Source organism: Streptomyces sp. NPDC026522 (assembly GCF_055567555.1).
The window spans coordinates 566,804-585,381 of record NZ_JBVHQF010000004.1; the positions used below are offsets into that span (position 1 = coordinate 566,804).

Genomic DNA, 18,578 nt, shown 5'->3' on the forward strand with positions numbered 1-18,578 from the left:
CCGGCGTGTGAGGCGCGGGGCGCGGGGCCGAGCCCCGCAAAGCCCCGGCGCAGCCGGGTCCACCCCGGCAACCGCCCCACGCAAAACGCCGCCGGGGCCGGACACCCGTACAGCGGTGTCCGGCCCCGGCGGCGAGCAACGGCAGCGGCGGCGGCTACTTCTTCCGGCGCCGCCCGCCGGAGGCCTTCTGCGCCTTGCGCCGCTCCGCCCGCGTCATCCCGACCCCGGCCTCCTCGCCGTCCCCGTCGGCATCGGCGTCGAAGTCGCCCTCGACGACCCCGCCCTCACCGTCGACCGTCGGCGCCGAGAAGTGCAGCCGGTCCGGCCGCTGCGGAGCGTCCAGCCCCTTCGCCCGGATCTCCGGCTTCGCCGGAGCCGGCACGGTGTCCTGCACCGGAAGCTCCTCGACCTGCTGCTCGACCTGGACCTCCAGGTTGAACAGGTAGCCGACGGACTCCTCCTTGATGCCCTCCTGCATGGCGTTGAACATGTCGAAGCCCTCGCGCTGGTACTCGACCAGCGGGTCCTTCTGGGCCATCGCCCGCAGGCCGATGCCCTCCTGCAGGTAGTCCATCTCGTACAGGTGCTCACGCCACTTGCGGTCCAGCACCGACAGCACCACGCGCCGCTCCAGCTCGCGCATGATGTCGGAGCCGAGCGCCTTCTCGCGCTCCGCGTACTGCTCGTGGATGTCGTCCTTGACCGACTCCGCGATGAACTCGGCCGTGATGCCCGCCCGGTCCCCCGCGGCCTCCTCCAGCTCCTCCACGGTGACCTTCACCGGGTACAGCTGCCGGAAGGCGCCCCACAGCCGGTCCAGGTCCCACTCCTCCGCGAAGCCCTCCACCGTCTCCGCCGCGATGTACGCGTCGATGGTGTCGTCCATCATGTGGCGGACCTGCTCCTGGAGGTCCTCGCCCTCCAGGACGCGCCGGCGCTCGCGGTAGATGACCTCACGCTGGTTGTTGAGGACCTCGTCGTACTTGAGGACGTTCTTGCGCGTCTCGAAGTTCTGGGTCTCGACCTGCGACTGGGCCGACGCGATCGCGCGCGTCACCATCTTGTTCTCGATCGGCACGTCGTCCGGCACGTTCGCCATCGCCATGACCCGCTCGACCATCTGCGCCTTGAACAGGCGCATCAGGTCGTCGCCCAGCGAGAGGTAGAACCGGGACTCGCCCGGGTCGCCCTGTCGGCCGGAGCGGCCGCGCAGCTGGTTGTCGATGCGGCGCGACTCGTGCCGCTCGGTGCCCAGCACGTACAGCCCGCCGAGCTCCTTGACCTCTTCGAACTCCGCCTTGACCGCCGTCTCGGCCCGCTTGAGCGCCTCGGGCAGGGCGTGCGCCCACTCCTCGATGTGCTCCTCCGGGTCCAGGCCGCGCTGGCGCAGCTCCGCCTCGGCCAGGTCGTCCGGGTTGCCGCCGAGCTTGATGTCGGTACCGCGACCGGCCATGTTCGTGGCGACGGTGACCGCGCCTCGGCGGCCGGCCTGCGCGACGATCGAAGCCTCGCGCTCGTGCTGCTTCGCGTTCAGCACCTCGTGCGGGATGCCGCGCTTGGAGAGCTGCTGGGAGAGGTACTCGGACTTCTCGACCGACGTCGTACCGACGAGGATCGGCTGGCCCTTCTCGTGCTTCTCCGCGATGTCGTCGACGACGGCGGCGAACTTCGCGACCTCGGTCCGGTAGATCAGGTCGGGCTGGTCCTTGCGGACCATCGCGCGGTTCGTCGGGATCGGGACGACACCGAGCTTGTAGATCTGGTGGAACTCGGCGGCCTCGGTCATGGCCGTACCGGTCATGCCCGACAGCTTGCTGTAGAGGCGGAAGAAGTTCTGGAGGGTGATCGTGGCGAGCGTCTGGTTCTCGTCCTTGATGTCCACCCCTTCCTTCGCCTCGATCGCCTGGTGCATGCCCTCGTTGTAGCGGCGGCCGGCGAGGATACGGCCGGTGTGCTCGTCAACGATCATGACTTCGCCGTCGATGACGACGTAGTCCTTGTCGACCTTGAAGAGTTCCTTCGCCTTGATGGCGTTGTTCAGGTAACCGACGAGCGGGGTGTTCACCGACTCGTACAGGTTGTCGATGCCGAGCCAGTCCTCGACCTTCGCCACGCCCGCCTCGTGGATGGCGACGGTGCGCTTCTTCTCGTCGACCTCGTAGTCGCCGGTCTCCTCGATGCCCTTGAGCGGGTTGCCCGGCTCGCCCTTGGTCAGCCGGGTCACGAGCTTGGCGAAGTCGGCGTACCACTTCGTCGCCTGGTCGGCCGGGCCGGAGATGATCAGCGGCGTACGCGCCTCGTCGACCAGGATCGAGTCGACCTCGTCGACCACGGCGAAGTTGTGGCCGCGCTGCACCAGCTCGTCCTTCGACCACGCCATGTTGTCGCGCAGGTAGTCGAAGCCGAACTCGTTGTTCGTTCCGTACGTGATGTCGCAGTTGTACTGCTCGCGGCGCTGGGCCGGCGACATGTTCGCCAGGATGCAGCCGACTTCGAGGCCGAGGAACTTGTGCACCCGGCCCATCAGCTCCGAGTCGCGCTCGGCGAGGTAGTCGTTCACCGTGATCAGGTGGACGCCCTTGCCGGACAGCGCGTTCAGGTACGCGGGCAGCGTGCCGACGAGGGTCTTGCCCTCACCGGTCTTCATCTCGGCGACGTAGCCGAGGTGCAGCGCCGCGCCGCCCATGATCTGGACGTCGTAGTGCCGCTGGCCGAGGACCCGCTTCGCGGCCTCGCGAACGGTCGCGAAGGCCTCGGGCAGCAGGTCGTCCAGGCTCTCGCCGTCCTGGTACCGCTGCTTGTACTCGTCCGTGAGCGCCCGCAACTCGGCGTCGGAGAGGTTGACGAAGTCCTCTTCGATGGAGTTGACCTGGTCCGCGATGCGGTGCAGTTTGCGCAGGATCTTGCCTTCGCCTGCACGCATGAGCTTGTTGAAGACGGACACCGAGGTTTGTCTCCTTGCCGGTCGGGCCTGGCACTGGTTCGTACACGGGCACGGAGGGTGGGCCCCACCGCAACGGCCATCGTAAGCGAGGACGCGGTCGCGTCGGGAGGTCCGCACTATCCGCAGGGCACGGGCGCCCGGAATGAGAACGTACGGGGGGCACGGAAGGTGCCGGTGTGAGCGAAAACTGTTCGCCCGCCGGGCGCGCCCGCAGCAGAATCCGGGCATGGACCCCATCACCCTGAGCACGGAGCGCCTGAGCTTGCGGCCCTTCGCCCCCGCCGACGAGGACGAGGTCTACGCCGCCGCGCAGGACCCGGACATCCAGCGCTGGACCATGGTCCCCTCCCCGTACGAGCGCGCCCACGCCCGCGGCTTCGTCCGCGAGAGCGTCCCGGCCGGCTGGCGCGACGACACGGGCTACAGCTTCGCCGTCCGGCTCGGCACCGGGGGGCCGCTGGTCGCGGCCGTCGGCGTGCACGTCCGGGGACCGGACGCGTACGAGATCGGCTACTGGGCCACCAAGGAGCACCGCGGCCACGGCTACATGACCGAGGCCGTGCGCGCCGTCGCCCGCTGGGCCTTCACGGGCCTCGGCGCCGTCCGGCTCGAATGGCGCGCCGAGGCCGGCAACCACGGCTCGCGGGCCGTCGCGGAAAAGGCCGGCTTCCGCTTCGAGGGCGTCCTGCGGGCCGCCCTCCTGCGCAACGGCACCGCCCGGGACTGCTGGGTCGGCGCCCTGCTCCCCACTGATCTGGGCCTGCCCTCCGCGCTCCCCTACCTGCCCGCTGTCAGTGCCGCCCCCTAAGGTGCGGCCATGACGAGCACACCGCCGCCGACCGTGTCCCTGTCCGCAGACGAGGCGCGCCGGATCGCCCTGCGCGCGCAGGGCTTCCTCGGGGCGCCCGACCGCCGGGGTGGGGTGCGCGGGGTGCTGCGCCACCTGGGCGCCGTACAGCTGGACACGATCTCGGTCCTGGCCCGCTCGCACGAACTGATCCCGTACGCGCGCCTGGGCGCGGTGGGCCGCGACACCGTCGAGCGGGCCTACTGGTCCGACCGGCACGCCTTCGAGTACTGGTCCCACGCGGCCTGCATCCTGCCCATCGAGGAGTGGCCGCACTTCGCCTTCCGCCGCCGGGCCCGCCGGGCGCGCGGCCACCGCTGGCACGTCCTGCAGGACAAGGAACGCTCGACCCGGGCCGTCCTGGACCGCCTCAGGGCCGACGGTCCGCTGACCTCGACCGAGCTGGGCGGCGCCAAGAACGGCGGCGAATGGTTCGAGTGGTCCGAGACGAAGATCGCGGTGGAGTGGCTGCTGGACACCGGTGAGGTGGTCTGTTCCGAGCGGCGCGGCTGGAAGCGGGTCTACGACCTGCCCGAGCGGGCCGTCCCGGACGCACTGCTCCACGACGACCTGGACGACCGCGAGTGCCTGCGCCGGCTCGTCGCGCTGGCCGGGCAGAGCCTGGGCGTCGGCACCCGCGCCGACCTCGCCGACTACCACCGCCTCAAGGGCGAGCAGGTGGACGCGGTGATCGCCGACTCGGGGCTGGTCCCCGTGACGGTCGGGGGCTGGCCCCGCGGCGGCGCCGCCTGGGCCGATCCGGCCGCGCTCGCGACCGTCCCGCGCGGCCGCCACCGTACGACGCTGCTGTCCCCGTTCGACTCGCTGGTGTGGGACCGCGCGCGGACGGAGCGGATCTTCGGCTTCGCGCACCGGCTGGAGGCGTACGTCCCCAAGCCCCGGCGGGTACACGGCTACTTCGCGATGCCGCTGCTGGCCGGCGGCCGGCTCCAGGGCCGGGTCGACCCGGCCCGCGAAGGCTCCGCGCTGGTGGCCCGGCAGCTCTCCCTGACCAGCCCGAAGGCCGCCCGGCCCATGGCCGAAGCCCTGCTGGAGGCGGCGTCCTGGGTCGGCTGCGACTCCGTCCGGGTGGAGCGCGCCACGAGCCCCGCGGAAGCCGCCGCGGTCACGGCGGAACTGGCCGCGCTGAGCTGATGCCGCCCGCGCCGCCCCCGGCCGCGCCGCCCCCGGTCATCTGATTTCGAGGATCTTCTCGCGCATCGCGTACACCACGGCTTCCATCCTGGAGTGCAGCTGGAGCTTCTCCAGGATGTTGCGCACGTGGTTCTTCACGGTGTTCTCGGAGATGAACAACTCCTTGGCGATGTCCCGGTTGTTCATGCCCGTGGCCACCAGCTTGAGGACCTCCAGCTCCCGGTCCGTGAGCCGGGGCGCCGGCACCAGCCTGCGCTCGTCCGTCCGCTGGATCATCGACTTGAACTCGGTCAGCAGCTTCGACGCCATCGACGGGCTGATCTGCGACTGGCCGTCAGCCACCGCCCGGATCGCCGTCGCGACCTCGTCCGTGGAGATCTCCTTCAGCAGGTATCCGGTCGCGCCGGCCTTGATCGCGTCGTAGAGGTCGGCCTCCTCGTCGCTGATCGTCAGCATGATGATCTTCGCGGAGGGCGCCACCTCCTTGATCGAGGTGCACGCCTCGATGCCGCCGCGCCGGGGCATCCGTACGTCCATGAGGACGATGTCCGGCAGCAGATCGGCGGCCTTGTCCACCGCCTCGGCCCCGTCCCCCGCCTCACCGACGACCTGGATGTCCTCCTCCTGGGCGAGGACGATCTCCAGTCCGCGCCGGAAGAGGGCGTGATCGTCCACGACGAGGACCCGGATCGGCTCCCCGGCGGAGCCGCCGGCCGGGGCGTCCGCGTGGCCGCCCGCCGCCCGCCCCGCCTCACGACAGCCCGCTCCGTCGTCGCCGCGTACCGGCCCGAAGCTGTCCGCCATCGTTCCTCCCCCTGCCTGTGCCGAGCTGCTGACCTGCTCATCCGCTGACCGCTCGGGCCGCCTGTTGGGCCAACCGGGCGGGCTGGGCCGCCGCTTGACTGTCCGCCATGATTCCATGCCCGGGCCGCGGGGAGGGGCTCCGTCGGGGGGCCGACTGGCTCATACGCGTCATACAAGTGCCCCCGCGGAGGCCGGGGCGGCACTCCACGGGGGCAAGGTTCGAACACTCAGCCGCCGAGCGATCCGCCGGCGCCGCCGCGCGGCTCCTCCGTGCTGGAGGCCCCGTCGGGGTTCACGTGGATGACGCCGTAGTCGTAGGCGTGACGCCGGTAGACGACGCTGGGCAGCTTGCTGTCGGCATCGACGAACAGATAGAAATCGTGGCCGACCAGCTCCATCTCGTACAGAGCCTGGTCCAGCGACATGGGTGCGGCGGAGTGGGTCTTCTCGCGGACGACGAGGGGGCCTTCGCCCTGCACCTCAAGGGACCCGATCCGGGTGGTCGGGACCCCGTCCGTCTTCTCCTCGGAGACCGGCTCGCCGTTGCTGTTGAGCTGCGCGACGCCCGGCACGACGTCGGCGACCTCGGCCGCCGAGATCCGGCCGTTGCCGCGGCGGGTGTACCGCTTGTCGTGCTGCTTGCGCAGCCGGGCCTCCAGCTTGTCCTGAGCCAGGTCCAGCGCCGCGTACGGGTCTGCTGCCGCGGCCTCGGCCCGGATCACCGGGCCCCGCGAGTGCAGGGTGATCTCCACGCGGTCGGAACGGTCGGCCTGGCGCGGGTTGTGTTCCTTGGACACCTCGACGTCCAAGCTGATCACCTTGGCGTCGAGCTTCTGGATCCGCTCGGGATTCAGCTTCTCGGCCACGTGCTTGCGGAACCGCTCGGGCACCTCGGTCTTGCGGCCCTTGACGACGATGTCCACGCAGAACTCCGTTCCCGGATAGCTCCGCCTCTTGGGGCGAAGCGTCTCCCTTTTCGCACCAGACTCCGGTGAACACCAGAGCCTCGGACTTGGCGACTTTCACCTCCTCCTCCCCCATCGGCAAGATCCACATCCCACCGACTTCGGAGCAGAGAGACACCCTCTGACACGAAGATTCCAAAAACGGGCGGGTCGGTGCTCCGATGACGTGGGGCCCAAGGATCGCCAGTCCTCACAACCGAACATATCTCTCATAGCCGGTTGTCGGCACCCGCTACCGGAACATACCTCCGTTCAGTTCCGTTCAGCTGGCTTTTTCTTCTTGTGCACTTCTCGGACGTCTCTAATCACCAGTAACGAGCCGCCTTCCCCGGCGGTTCCTCATCCATGCGACCCCCGCGCCGGTTTTCCCCGCCCGCAGCGGATCCGACCGGCCGGACCGGCCCGATCGAGCCCGCCGGCGCCGCCACGACCGCCGCCCCTGCCACCCGCTGCCCGGCTGCCCGCAGCGCCCGCGCCGCCTCCGCCAGGGTGGCACCGGTCGTCATCACGTCGTCCACCACCACGATCCGCGTCCCGCCCGTCGGCCGCACCCCAGCCGGACGCGCCTCCAGGGCCCCGGCCAGGTTCTGCCACCGCTCCCGGGCAGCGAGCCCCGCCTGGTCCGCGACCCGCCGCCGCAACCGCAGTACGGGAGCCACCCGCGCGGGCACCCCGGCCCGGCGCAGCCGCGCCGAGCAGGCCAGCGCGATCCTGCGCGCGGGGTCATGGCCGCGGGCCCGGGTCTGGCGCCGGGCCGAGGGCACCGGGACCAGGACCAGCTCCCCGCCCGCCCCGCCCCACCCGCCCGACAGCACCGCGGCCGCCAGGGCCGCGCCGAGGGGGCCGGCCAGCGGGAGCGCGCCGCGCTCCTTGTGGGCCAGCACGACGGCCCGTACCGCGTCCCCGTAGGCCGCGCCCGCGTGCACCACGGGCAGGGCGGCCGGAGCGGCCGTGGGCCGGGCCCGCCCGGCACCGCCGCCGCCCAGGGCGGCCCGGCACCGCGCGCACAGCACCGCCCCCGGCACCCCGCACCCGGCGCAGTCGGCCGGCAGCACCAGCCCGGCCAGTTCCTGCCACAACCCGCGCACCCGATGGACTGTGCCGCCCGCCCGCACCCGTCCGCCACCCCTGTGGAAAACCCGGCTGTGGAAGACCCGGCGCGGCGGCCCGGCGCGGCGGCCCCGGCTCAGCCCGGGTAGACCGGTGCGCGCCCACCCGCCGCCACCGTGCGCCACTGCGCCCCCGGCGGCAGCCACACGATGCCGTCCTCGTCGGAGAACGCCACCACCGGCTTCTCCTCGTCCTCGGTCGTCGCGACCCCCGCCAGCCCGGACGCCCCGGGCAGGCTCGCGGCCGCCGTCGACCCGTCGGACAGCATGTACCGGGCCTGTACGACCCCGCCGCTCTCCCGGCCCACCACGAGCAGCCGGCCCCGCGGCCCCCAGCTCATCGCCATCACGTCCGCCATCTGCGGAGCCGCCGGCCGCAGCTCGCGCACCGCCACCGGCGAGGCGTCCGCCTTGCCGTCGGGCCGCTCGATCCGCCCCGTGTAGAGGTTCTTGCGGCCGCCGTCCTTCTCCACGAGCAGCGCGATGCGCACCCCGTCGGGGGAGGCCTTGAGCGCGGTGATCCGGCCGCCGTCCAGCCCGGCCACGTCCACCTTCTGCGGTGCCCCGGTGCCGCCGGGCACCCGCCACAGCCCCTGGTTCTGCGGGTCGAGGTCCGCGATCCACAGGTCGCCACGGGTGTCCCAGCTGGGCGCGGTCAGCTTGCCGGTCCGGCCCGCCGGCAGGGGCAGCGGCTGCGGCATCGGTCCGGCCGTCGTCAGCGTCACCACGTACAGCCCGTGCCCGTCGTCGGAGACGACCGCGGCCCGCTTCTCGTCGTAGCTGACGGCTGCCGAGCCCACCTTGAACCCGGTCGCGGTGGCCAGCGGTCCGGGCGCGAGCTCCGGCTTGTCCTGCTGCTGGTCCTCGGCGTTGACGTTGAGGGACATCCGGACGAGCCGGGAGTCCTTGTCGACGTAGTACTGGTGCTCCGGGCTCGGCGCCGGGTTGGCGAGCGCCGCCGCGGCCGCGCGGGTGACCCAGCACAGCGACGTCCTGCCGTCGGGGCGCAGCAGTTCGACGCGGTCCAGCCGGGAGGCCGTCAGGTCCTTGACGGTGTACAGGAGCTGGGTGGCCATCTTCTGGCACTGCGGCTGCGCGACGTTCTTCGCCTTGTCGTTCAGCGGCACGCGCAGCGTGTTCTGGCCGTCCGCCGAAAGGGACTTGGTGCCCGCGCGCAGTTCCGTCCCGGTGGGGAAACTGGAGGTGACGACCGGGGCCAGCCATTTGGAGGGCCCGGCGAGCAGTGACTGCACGGTCTGGGTGGTGGGGTCCATCCGCGACGCGGGGTCGCTGCGCTGGCGCACGTACACGGGGTCGGCGACGAGCGTGCCGCCCGCGAAGTAGTACTTGTTGACGGGCTTGTAGATGCGCTGGAAGTCGGACTCACTGAGGACGAGGCTGCTCGGCGGGGTCGCGATCCGCCACTGGTCCTTCTCCCGCACCAGCTGGAGGTACTCCTCGTAGCGCACCCCGCCGGTCTCCGGCTGGTAGGCGCTGCGCTCGTCGACCGTCGCGAGCTTCTTGCCGGTGACCTTCCACCGCGTGTCCTCGGGCTCCTTGGAGCCCTGCACGGGGAAGCGGTCGAGGCCCGACGAGAGCACGGTGACGGCCGTGCCGGGCTTCCAGTCCTTCGCGGCTTCCTCGGTGAGGTACTTGCGGGCCGTCTCCAGCTGCGGGTCGTCGCTGGTCATGGCCTCCAGGAAGCCGTCGACGATGTCAGCCGCACTGGCCTTGTCGGCCGGCGGCACGCCGAACACCCGTACCTGGGAGTCGACCCCCTGCGAGGCCTGGACCTGCCGGATCTCCCCGCTGTCGGGCATGGAGGCGCACCCGGCGAGCAGCAGCCCGACCACGGCGAGTACGGCGTGCACCCGTACGGTCGCGGGCCGCGGCCCGCGCGCCCGCCGGGCCTGTACGGGTGCCAGCCCGCGCTCAGCGTCCACCGGGTCCGTCCTCCTGTGCTGCCTGATCGGTGGGGCGCGCCACGACCCGGGCCCCGTTGCCGGGCAGCGCCGTCGGGTCGGCCGGGACCGGCAGCGCGGTGGTCACCGCCGGGCGCGGCGGTATCGGGGAGCGGTCGGCCGGGCGGGGCCGGTCGCCGCCGGATCCGCCCGGTCCGCTGCCGGCGCCGGCCCGGGCCGCGGCCTCGGCGGTGGCCCGGGCCCGGTTGGCGCGCGAGTCCTCGGGCTCCAGCGGGATCGGGGAGCCGCGCAGCGGTTCGTCGGCGGTGCGCGGCAGGGTCAGCCGGAACTGGGAGCCGCCGCCGGGCTCGCCCCACGCCTGGAGCCAGCCGCCGTGCAGCCGCGCGTCCTCGACGGCGATGGACAGGCCGAGGCCGGTCCCGCCGGTGGTCCGCGCCCGGGCCGGGTCGGCGCGCCAGAACCGGTTGAAGACACGGGTGGCCTCGCCGGGCTTGAGGCCGACCCCGTAGTCCCGTACGGCGACCGCGACGGCCCCGCCCGCGGACGCGAGCCGGACCACCACGTCGCGGCCCTCCCCGTGTTCCACGGCGTTGACGACGAGGTTGCGCAGCACCCGCTCGACGCGCCGGGAGTCGGCCTCGGCGATGACGGGCTGGGTGTCGCCGAGGACCCGGATCCGGGTGCCCTTGTGCTCGGCCAGCGGTTCGGCGCCGTCGATGACGCGGCGCACGACGTCCCGCAGGTCGATCGGCTCGGCCTCCAGGGCGGCGGCGCCCGCGTCGAACCGGCTGATCTCCAGCAGGTCGGCGAGGAGCGACTCGAAGCGGTCGAGCTGTCCGGCGAGCAGTTCGGCGGAGCGGGCGGTGACGGGGTCGAAGTCGACGCGGGCGTCGTGGATGACGTCGGCGGCCATGCGGACGGTGGTCAGCGGGGTCCGCAGCTCGTGCGAGACGTCGGAGACGAACCGGCGCTGCATCCGCGACAGGTCCTCCAGCTGCTGGATCTTGAGCTGGAGGTTCTGGGCCATCTTGTTGAAGGCCTCGCCGAGGCGGGCGATGTCGTCTTCGCCGGTGACCTTCATCCGCTCCTGGAGCCGCCCGGCGGAGAGCCGCTCGGCGATCCCGGCGGCCATCCGGACGGGCGTGACGACCTGGCGCACGACGAGCCAGGCGATGGCGCCGAGCAGCACGACGACGAACAGGCCGGCGGTGGCGATGGTGGCCTTGATGAGGTTGAGGGACTCCTCTTCCTGGGTCAGCGGGAAGAGGTAGTACAGGTCGTAGGGGTCGCCGTTGATGTCGGTGAGCCGTTTGCCGATGACCAGCGCGGGCGCGGGCGCCTTCTCCCCGGAGCCGGCGGTGTAGCGGATCTCGGAGAAGGTCTTGAAGGTGCCGGTGGCGTGGTTGACGGCCCGGCGCAGGGTCATCGGGACACTGGCGGTCGGATCGACGTTGCCGGAGGCGCGGGCGCCCTTGACGCCCTGGGCGCCGGGCGCGGCCGGCTCGCCCGCCCCGGCGCCGAGCGCGGCGACCTCGAAGGCGGTCTGGCCACCGCTGGCCAGCTGCTTGACGAGGGAGTTCATCCAGGTGCTGGCGTCCCGGCCGACCTTGTTGTCGGTGACGTCGGACCCGTCGGCGGCGAAGGGGGTGTTGGCCTTCTCCTGTGCGACCGCGAACCCGCCCGCGGCCTGGCTCTGCGCGGCCTCCTCCTTGGCGTCGAGGAGGCCCTTGCTGACCTGGGCGATGACGACGAAGCCCAGGGCGAGGACCACGGTGAGCGAGAGCAGCAGGGTGGCCGCGACGACCCGCAGCTGGATGTTGCGCCGCCAGAGCCGGACAGCCGGGAGCAGCGGCCGGCGTACGAGGCGTACGCACAGCCGCAGCACGGGGCTGCCGGCCACTCGCTCCCTGAGCAGCCGGCCGGCCCGCAGGGCTCCGCCACGGGAGCCGCCCCGGGTCTTGCCGGGCTGCACGTCAGCTCGGTCCGGCCTTGTAGCCGACACCGCGGACCGTCACGACGATCTCGGGGCGCTCCGGGTCCTTCTCGACCTTGGAGCGCAGCCGCTGCACGTGCACGTTGACCAGGCGGGTGTCCGCCGCGTGCCGGTACCCCCAGACCTGCTCCAGCAGCACCTCACGGGTGAACACCTGCCAGGGCTTGCGCGCGAGGGCGACCAGCAGGTCGAACTCGAGCGGGGTCAGGGCGATGGAGGCACCGTCGCGCTTGACGGAGTGCCCGGCCACGTCGATGACCAGGTCACCGATGGCCAGCTGCTCGGGCGCCGGCTCCTCCGAACGGCGCAGGCGGGCCCGGATCCGGGCCACCAGCTCCTTCGGCTTGAACGGCTTGACGATGTAGTCGTCGGCCCCCGACTCCAGGCCCACGACCACGTCGACCGTGTCGCTCTTCGCCGTGAGCATCACGATCGGCACGCCCGACTCGGCCCGGATCAGCCTGCACACTTCTATGCCGTCCCGTCCGGGCAGCATGAGGTCGAGCAGTACCAGGTCCGGCTTCGCCTCCCGGAAGGCAGCCAGTGCCTTGTCACCGTCCGCTACGAACGACGGCTCAAAACCTTCTCCACGCAGCACAATGCCGAGCATCTCGGCCAGCGCGGTGTCGTCGTCAACGACAAGGACTCGTCCCTTCATGCTTGACATCATCCCATTAGCTAATCGTTACCTGGCGGTGAGCTGTCCCACAGCCAAAAGGGCTGGAAATCGCCCCTCGGACCTGCGTGGCGATCAGGCCGACCAGTCTGCCCCGGATCCGGGCGGCAATTGAAGGCGGGAGCGGACCGGATCTTGGGGGAACACCCGGCCCGCTCTGCGTCGCCGCGTGGCACGATGGCAGCCGACCAGCGCCCCGCCGCAGCGGACGCACGTGTAAGGAGCGAGATGAACGACTCTCCGGGCTGGGCTTCGCCCGGGTCCTCCCCGTCGGAAGGCGAAGGCGGCCAAGCCGGTCAGAGCGGCCCGGGCGGCCCGGGCACGCCGGAGGGCATACAGCCCCCCGCGCAGCCCGCCGCCGACTCCAAGTGGTCCGCCGCCCAGCCGCCGGCCGGCCAGTGGTCCAGCCCCGGCGCCCAGGCCCCCGCACCCACCGAGGCCCCGCAGCAGCCGCAGCAGAGCGCCGGCTGGGGATCGTACGGACCCCCGTCCGGGCAGCCCGGACCGTACGGGTCCCCCTACGGCGGCCAGTACGGCCACCCCGGCGGCCCCTGGGGACCGCCCCCGGCCGCCAAGCCCGGCGTGATCCCGCTGCGCCCCCTCGGGCTGGGCGAGATCCTCGACGGCGCGGTCTCCACCATGCGCCTCCACTGGCGCTCGGTGCTCTCCGTCAGCCTCGTCGTCGGCGTCCTCATCGAGGTCGGCAACCTGCTGATCAACAAGTTCGCGCTGGCGGACCTCACCACCGCCTCCGCCACCGGCGAGGACCCGGACCGGGTGCTGCGCAGCATGAGCGACGCCGTCGTCCCGGTCCTCGTCAACGGACTCGTCCAGCTCGTCCTCGGCATCCTCGCCAGCGCGCTGCTCACCGTCATCTACAGCCGCGCCGTGATCGGCCGGCCGTCCTCGGTCGGCGAGGCCTGGCGCGAGGCGCGGCCCCGCCTGCTGCCGCTCATCGGACTGACCCTGCTCCTCGCCGTCGGGGCGGTCCTCCTGCTCGGCGTGCTGATCCTGCCGGGGCTGCTGATGAAGAGCGTCGGCGTCGCCCTGCTCGGCGTGCTCGTCTCCGTGCCGCTCTTCGTCTGGCTCTGGTTCCGCTTCCTGCTGGCCTCACCGGCCCTGATGCTGGAGCGGGCCGGGATCCTCACGGCGCTCAAGCGGTCCGCCAAGCTCGTCAAGGGCTCCTGGTGGCGCATCTTCGGCATCACCGCGCTGACCGGGCTGATCACCGGCATCGTCTCGTTCATGATCGCCGTGCCGTTCAGCATCCTCGCGCTGCTCACCGGCGTGGGCGACCTCAGCAGCTTCACCGACGGCTCCTTCGCCGTGTCCTGGTCGTTCCTGCTCATCAACGGCATCGGCTCGGTCATCGGCTTCACGGTCATCCTGCCGATCACCGCGGGCGTCACCGTGCTGCTGTACATCGACCAGCGCATCCGCCGCGAGGCCCTCGACCTGGAACTCGCCCGGGCGGCCGGCCTGCAGGACTACGGAAGCACCGGCGCCGGGTACGGAGGCTGACACACCGATGAGCACGGGGGGACTCATCACCGCCGCCGCAACCGCCACCGCCACACCACCCGTGACGACTTCGCGCGACGCCGCCCGCGAGGCGGCCGAGCGCGAACTGGCCAAGCGGATCTACCACCAGAACGACCCGAGCCCGCTCCAGCGCGCCCTGGACCGGCTCTGGGAATGGCTCGGCGACTTCTTCGACCGTGCGGCCGGAGCCACCCCCGGCGGCACGGCCGGCCTCGTCGTCGTCGTGCTCCTGGCCGCCCTGGCCGTCGGCGCCCTGTGGTGGCGGCTCGGCACCCCCCGCCGTACCGTCACCGGCACCGGCACCCTCTTCGACGCGGGCCCGCGCACCGCCGCCGACCACCGGGCCACCGCCGACGCGCACGCCGCCGCCGGCCGCTGGACCGAAGCCGTCCAAGAACGCATGCGTGCCGTCGTCCGGTCCCTGGAGGAGCGCACCCTGCTCGACCCCCGCCCCGGCCGCACCGCCGACGAGGCGGCCGCCGAAGCCGCCGCCCGCCTCCCGCAGCACGCCCAGGACCTCCGGACGGCGGCCCGCGCCTTCGACGACGTCACGTACGGCGGCCGCACCGGCGACCCCGAAACCTACGGCCGCCTGCGCACCCTCGACCTCACCCTGGAACGCGCCACCCCGCTCCTGACGGGACCCACGGCATGACCGGCCCCACGTCCACCGCCACCACCGCCCCGCGCCCGGCCACAGCGGCGCCTGCCGCGCCCGCTGCGGGGCCCCGGACCACTACCCTCTGGGCCCGCTCCCGGGGCTTCCTGGCCGCCCTCGGCGTCCTCCTGGCGGCCGGTGTCACGCTGGCCGCCCTCCAGTCCGACGGGCACCACGGCTACCTCGACCCCCGCTCCGCCGACCCCTACGGCAGCCGCGCCGCCGCCGAGCTGCTCAAGGCCCGGGGCGTCACCAGCCGCGTCGTCACCACCGCCGAGGAAGCGGCCGCCGCCACCGGCCCCCGCACCACCCTGCTGGTCACCGACCCCGACGCCCTCGACCAGATTCGGCGGCGCACCCTGCGCTCCGCCGCCGACACCTCCGGCGGCCGCACCGTACTGCTCGCGCCCACCAGCACCGCCCTGCCCGACCTGGCCCCCGGCGCCGGCACCCGCGGCTACTCCGACCGCAGCGCCCTCGACCCCGGCTGCGCGCTGCCCGCCGCCCGCACCGCCGGCCGCGCCACCACCGGGGGCGGCCCCCGCTACGGCACCGACCTCGCCGGAGCCACCGCCTGCTACCCCGACGGCGGCCACCCCACCCTCGTCGTACTGCCCGCCACCGCCAAGGGCGGCGACACCGTCCTCCTCGGCTCCGAGAGCATCCTGCTCAACCGGACCCTGGCCAAGGAGGGCAACGCCTCCCTCGCCCTCCAGCTCCTCGGCACCCGCCCCGAACTCGTCTGGTACCTGCCCGGCCCGGCGGACCTGAGCGGCCCCGACACCCCCGGACAGCGGACCCTCCTCGACCTCATACCCGCCGGCTGGACCTGGGCCCTGCTCCAGCTGTTCGTGGCCGCCGCCCTCGCCGCCTTCTGGCGCGCCCGCCGCCTCGGCCCGCTCGTCACCGAGAACCTCCCCGTCGCCGTCCGCGCCTCCGAGACCACGGAGGGCCGCGCCCGTCTCTACCGCAAGGCCGGCGCCCGCGACCGCGCCGCCACCGTGCTGCGCACCGCCACCCGCGAACGCCTCGCCGCCCTCGTCGGCGTACCCGCCGGCCGGGCCCACGAGCCCGCCGCCCTGCTCCCCGCCGTGTCCGCCCGGCTCACCGCCGCGCACGCCACGGACCTCACCACCCTGCTCTTCGGCACCGCCCCCTCCGACGACGCGGCGCTCGTCGCGCTCGCCGACCACCTCGACGCCCTCGAAAGAGAGGTCCGCACCTCATGACGGCCACCACGGACAGCGCCCGTTCCTCCCTGGAAGCGCTCCGCACCGAGATCGCGAAGGCCGTGGTCGGCCAGGACTCCGCCGTCACCGGTCTCGTCGTCGCCCTGCTGTGCCGGGGCCACGTCCTGCTCGAAGGCGTCCCCGGAGTCGCCAAGACCCTCCTCGTCCGGGCCCTCGCCGCGTCCCTCGAACTCGACACCAAGCGCGTCCAGTTCACCCCCGACCTGATGCCCGGCGACGTCACCGGCTCCCTCGTCTACGACGCCCGCACCGCCGAATTCTCCTTCCAGAACGGCCCGGTCTTCACCAACCTCCTCCTCGCCGACGAGATCAACCGGACGCCCCCCAAGACCCAGTCCTCCCTCCTGGAGGCGATGGAGGAGCGTCAGGTCACCGTCGACGGCGTCCCCCGCAAGCTCCCCGAGCCGTTCCTCGTCGCCGCCACCATGAACCCGGTCGAGTACGAGGGCACGTACCCCCTCCCCGAAGCCCAGCTGGACCGCTTCCTGCTCAAACTGACCGTCCCCCTGCCGTCCCGCGAGGACGAGATCGGCGTCCTGACCCGGCACGCCGCCGGCTTCAACCCCCGCGACCTGCACGCCGCGGGCCTCCGCCCGGTCGCCGGACCCGCCGAACTCGAAGCGGCCCGCAAGGCCGTCGAGAACACCACCGTCTCCCCCGAGATCGCCGCGTACGTCGTCGACATCTGCCGCGCCACCCGCGAATCGCCGTCCCTGACCCTCGGCGTCTCCCCGCGCGGCGCGACCGCCCTGCTCGCGACCGCCCGCGCCTGGGCCTGGCTCACCGGCCGCGACTACGTCACCCCCGACGACGTGAAGGCCCTCGCGCTGCCGACCCTGCGCCACCGCGTGCAACTGCGCCCGGAAGCCGAGATGGAGGGCGTCTCCGCCGACGCGGTCATCTCCGCGATCCTCTCCCACGTCCCCGTCCCCCGCTGATGGCCCCCACCGGACGCGCCGCCCTGCTGGCGGCCCTCGGCAGCCTCCCCGTCGGCATCCTGGCGCCGAGCTGGACGGGCATCCTCGCCGTCAACGGCGCCCTCGGCCTGGCCTGCGCGGTCGACTACGCCCTGGCGGCGCCGGTACGCACCCTGCGGCTGGCCCGCTCCGGCGACACCTCCGTCCGCCTGGGCGAGCCCGCCGACGTCCACCTCACCGTCACCAACCCCGGCGGCCGCACGCTCCGGGCCCGCGTCCGCGACGCCTGGCCCCCGAGCAGCTGGCTCCCCGGCACCGAGCCCGCCGCGTCCCGCCACGACCTGCTCGTCCCCGCTGGCGAACGCCGCCGCCTCACCACCCGCCTGAGGCCCACCCGCCGCGGCGACCGCCGGGCCGACCGCGTCACGATCCGCTCCTACGGCCCCCTCGGGCTCTTCGCCCGCCAGGGCACCCACACCGCGCCCTGGACGGTCCGGGTCCTGCCCCCCTTCAATAGCCGCAAGCACCTCCCGTCGCGGCTGGCCCGGCTCCGCGAACTCGACGGCCGCACCAGCCTCCTGACGCGCGGTGAGGGCACCGAGTTCGACAGCCTGCGCGATTACCTCCCCGGCGACGACACCCGCTCCATCGACTGGCGCGCCACCGCTCGGGGCCGGAAGGTCGCCGTCCGCACCTGGCGCCCCGAACGCGACCGCCACATCCTCATCTGCCTCGACACCGGCCGCACTTCGGCCGGCCGCGTCAAGGACGCACCCCGCCTGGACTCCGCCATGGACGCGGCCCTGCTCCTCACCGCGCTGGCCACCCGCGCCGGCGACCGCGTGGACCTCCTGGCCCACGACCGCCGCCCCCGCGCCCACGTCCAGGGCCGCTCGGCGGCCGACACCCTCCCCGCCTTCGTCAACGCCATGGCCACCCTGGAACCGGAGCTCGTCGAGACCGACTCCCGCGCCCTCGTCTCCACCATCCTGCGCACCGCCCCGCGCCGCTCCCTCGTCGTCCTCCTGACGAGCCTGGACGCCGCCCCCGTGGAAGAGGGCCTCCTCCCGGTCCTGCCGCGCCTCATCCAGCGCCACACGGTCGTGTTCGCCTCGGTCGCGGACCCGCACATCCAGGACATGGCCCGGTCCCGCGGCTCACTCGACTCCGTCTACGACGCCGCGGCCGCCACCCAGTCACAGTCCCAGCGCCGCCGCACCGCGGACCACCTCACCCGCCTCGGCGTCCACGTGGTCGACGCCACCCCCGACACCCTGGCCCCAGCCCTGGCCGACGCCTACCTCGCCCTCAAGGCGGCCGGCCGCCTGTAGCCTCCCGGGAGGCACCGCGCCAGGTGGACATGCCGGTCGGCGCACCCCCCAGGAGGACACCGTGGCCGACTTCACCCCCGAACAGCTGCACCGCATGCACGCGTTCGCGGAGCAGCTCGCGGAGTTGGCCGAGCACCACGAAGACCGGTGGAAGGTGCAGACCACGGACGGTCAGATCTTCCTGACGATGATGACCGCACGGCTCCCCACGGACTGAACGTGGTACGGCTGCGTCTACCAGAAGAAGGCCCCCCACACCATCGGTGACACCGTCGCCGCCGGCCGATGGACGCTCGACACGAGCAGCCTCAAAAGCTATCCCGCCGACTGGTGAAGCGGGGGTGTGTACGGGCCGAGTGGCTTCGGCCGGTGAACGCAGAAAAGCCCCGCACCATGCCCGTGAAGGGCTGGTGCGGGGCTTTCCCACAATGATTGTTCGGCGGCGTCCTACTCTCCCACAGGGTC

At 72.8% G+C, this 18,578-nt stretch carries 15 protein-coding genes; 8 read left to right on the plus strand and 7 right to left on the minus strand.

What is annotated here, in order from left to right:
• Positions 1 to 154: 154 nt before the first annotated feature.
• Positions 155 to 2,944, minus strand: a complete 2,790-nt coding sequence (secA, locus tag ACZ4M3_RS13985) for a preprotein translocase subunit SecA (RefSeq protein WP_467732195.1) — start codon at positions 2,942 to 2,944, stop codon at positions 155 to 157.
• 226 nt (positions 2,945 to 3,170) lie between these two features.
• Here secA and ACZ4M3_RS13990 point away from each other — a divergent pair, with 226 nt between their 5' ends.
• Both ACZ4M3_RS13990 and ACZ4M3_RS13995 read left to right on the plus strand, forming a co-directional pair.
• Entirely contained in the window at positions 3,171 to 3,752 is a 582-nt protein-coding gene (locus ACZ4M3_RS13990; RefSeq protein ID WP_467732197.1) for a GNAT family N-acetyltransferase, read from the plus strand.
• Between the two features lie 9 nt (positions 3,753 to 3,761).
• Positions 3,762 to 4,946: a winged helix-turn-helix domain-containing protein gene (locus tag ACZ4M3_RS13995; RefSeq protein ID WP_467732199.1), complete on the plus strand. Its 1,185-nt coding sequence runs from the start codon at positions 3,762 to 3,764 to the stop codon at positions 4,944 to 4,946.
• 36 nt (positions 4,947 to 4,982) lie between these two features.
• Here the strand turns inward: ACZ4M3_RS13995 and ACZ4M3_RS14000 are convergent, their stop codons facing one another.
• The 6 genes from ACZ4M3_RS14000 to mtrA form a co-directional block, all read right to left on the minus strand.
• Positions 4,983 to 5,750: a response regulator gene (locus tag ACZ4M3_RS14000; protein WP_467732201.1), complete on the minus strand. Its 768-nt coding sequence runs from the start codon at positions 5,748 to 5,750 to the stop codon at positions 4,983 to 4,985.
• A gap of 227 nt (positions 5,751 to 5,977) precedes the next feature.
• A complete protein-coding gene (gene hpf / locus ACZ4M3_RS14005) occupies positions 5,978 to 6,673 on the minus strand; it encodes a ribosome hibernation-promoting factor, HPF/YfiA family (protein ID WP_467732203.1) in 696 nt (231 codons plus the stop codon).
• A gap of 347 nt (positions 6,674 to 7,020) precedes the next feature.
• The gene (locus ACZ4M3_RS14010) at positions 7,021 to 7,803 is read right to left on the minus strand and encodes a ComF family protein (protein ID WP_467732205.1); all 783 of its coding nucleotides are present in this window, start codon (positions 7,801 to 7,803) and stop codon (positions 7,021 to 7,023) included.
• Between the two features lie 98 nt (positions 7,804 to 7,901).
• Positions 7,902 to 9,767 (minus strand): LpqB family beta-propeller domain-containing protein, encoded by a 1,866-nt coding sequence (locus ACZ4M3_RS14015; protein WP_467732207.1) that lies wholly within the window; start codon positions 9,765 to 9,767, stop codon positions 7,902 to 7,904.
• Positions 9,757 to 11,748, minus strand: coding sequence for an MtrAB system histidine kinase MtrB (gene mtrB, locus ACZ4M3_RS14020; RefSeq protein ID WP_467732209.1), 1,992 nt, complete (start codon positions 11,746 to 11,748; stop codon positions 9,757 to 9,759). Before mtrB ends, ACZ4M3_RS14015 begins: the two co-directional genes overlap by 11 nt.
• Complete coding sequence (gene mtrA / locus ACZ4M3_RS14025) at positions 11,720 to 12,409, minus strand: two-component system response regulator MtrA (protein ID WP_189973359.1); 690 nt, start codon at positions 12,407 to 12,409, stop codon at positions 11,720 to 11,722. The genes mtrB and mtrA overlap by 29 nt, the downstream gene beginning before the upstream one ends.
• A gap of 234 nt (positions 12,410 to 12,643) precedes the next feature.
• On the opposite strand from mtrA, the gene ACZ4M3_RS14030 reads away from it, so the two are divergent.
• The 6 genes from ACZ4M3_RS14030 (at position 12,644) to ACZ4M3_RS14055 (ending at position 18,330) form a co-directional block, all read left to right on the plus strand.
• Entirely contained in the window at positions 12,644 to 13,936 is a 1,293-nt protein-coding gene (locus ACZ4M3_RS14030; RefSeq protein ID WP_467732212.1) for a hypothetical protein, read from the plus strand.
• A 7-nt stretch (positions 13,937 to 13,943) separates the two neighbouring features.
• On the plus strand, positions 13,944 to 14,612 hold the full coding sequence (locus tag ACZ4M3_RS14035) for a DUF4129 domain-containing protein (protein ID WP_467732214.1): 669 nt from the start codon (positions 13,944 to 13,946) through the stop codon (positions 14,610 to 14,612).
• Complete coding sequence (locus ACZ4M3_RS14040) at positions 14,609 to 15,844, plus strand: DUF4350 domain-containing protein (RefSeq protein WP_467732216.1); 1,236 nt, start codon at positions 14,609 to 14,611, stop codon at positions 15,842 to 15,844. Before ACZ4M3_RS14035 ends, ACZ4M3_RS14040 begins: the two co-directional genes overlap by 4 nt.
• On the plus strand, positions 15,841 to 16,803 hold the full coding sequence (locus tag ACZ4M3_RS14045) for an AAA family ATPase (RefSeq protein ID WP_453356380.1): 963 nt from the start codon (positions 15,841 to 15,843) through the stop codon (positions 16,801 to 16,803). Before ACZ4M3_RS14040 ends, ACZ4M3_RS14045 begins: the two co-directional genes overlap by 4 nt.
• Positions 16,803 to 18,113, plus strand: coding sequence for a DUF58 domain-containing protein (locus ACZ4M3_RS14050; protein ID WP_467732218.1), 1,311 nt, complete (start codon positions 16,803 to 16,805; stop codon positions 18,111 to 18,113). The genes ACZ4M3_RS14045 and ACZ4M3_RS14050 overlap by 1 nt, the downstream gene beginning before the upstream one ends.
• A gap of 61 nt (positions 18,114 to 18,174) precedes the next feature.
• Positions 18,175 to 18,330, plus strand: coding sequence for a hypothetical protein (locus ACZ4M3_RS14055; protein WP_467732220.1), 156 nt, complete (start codon positions 18,175 to 18,177; stop codon positions 18,328 to 18,330).
• Positions 18,331 to 18,578: the final 248 nt, after the last annotated feature.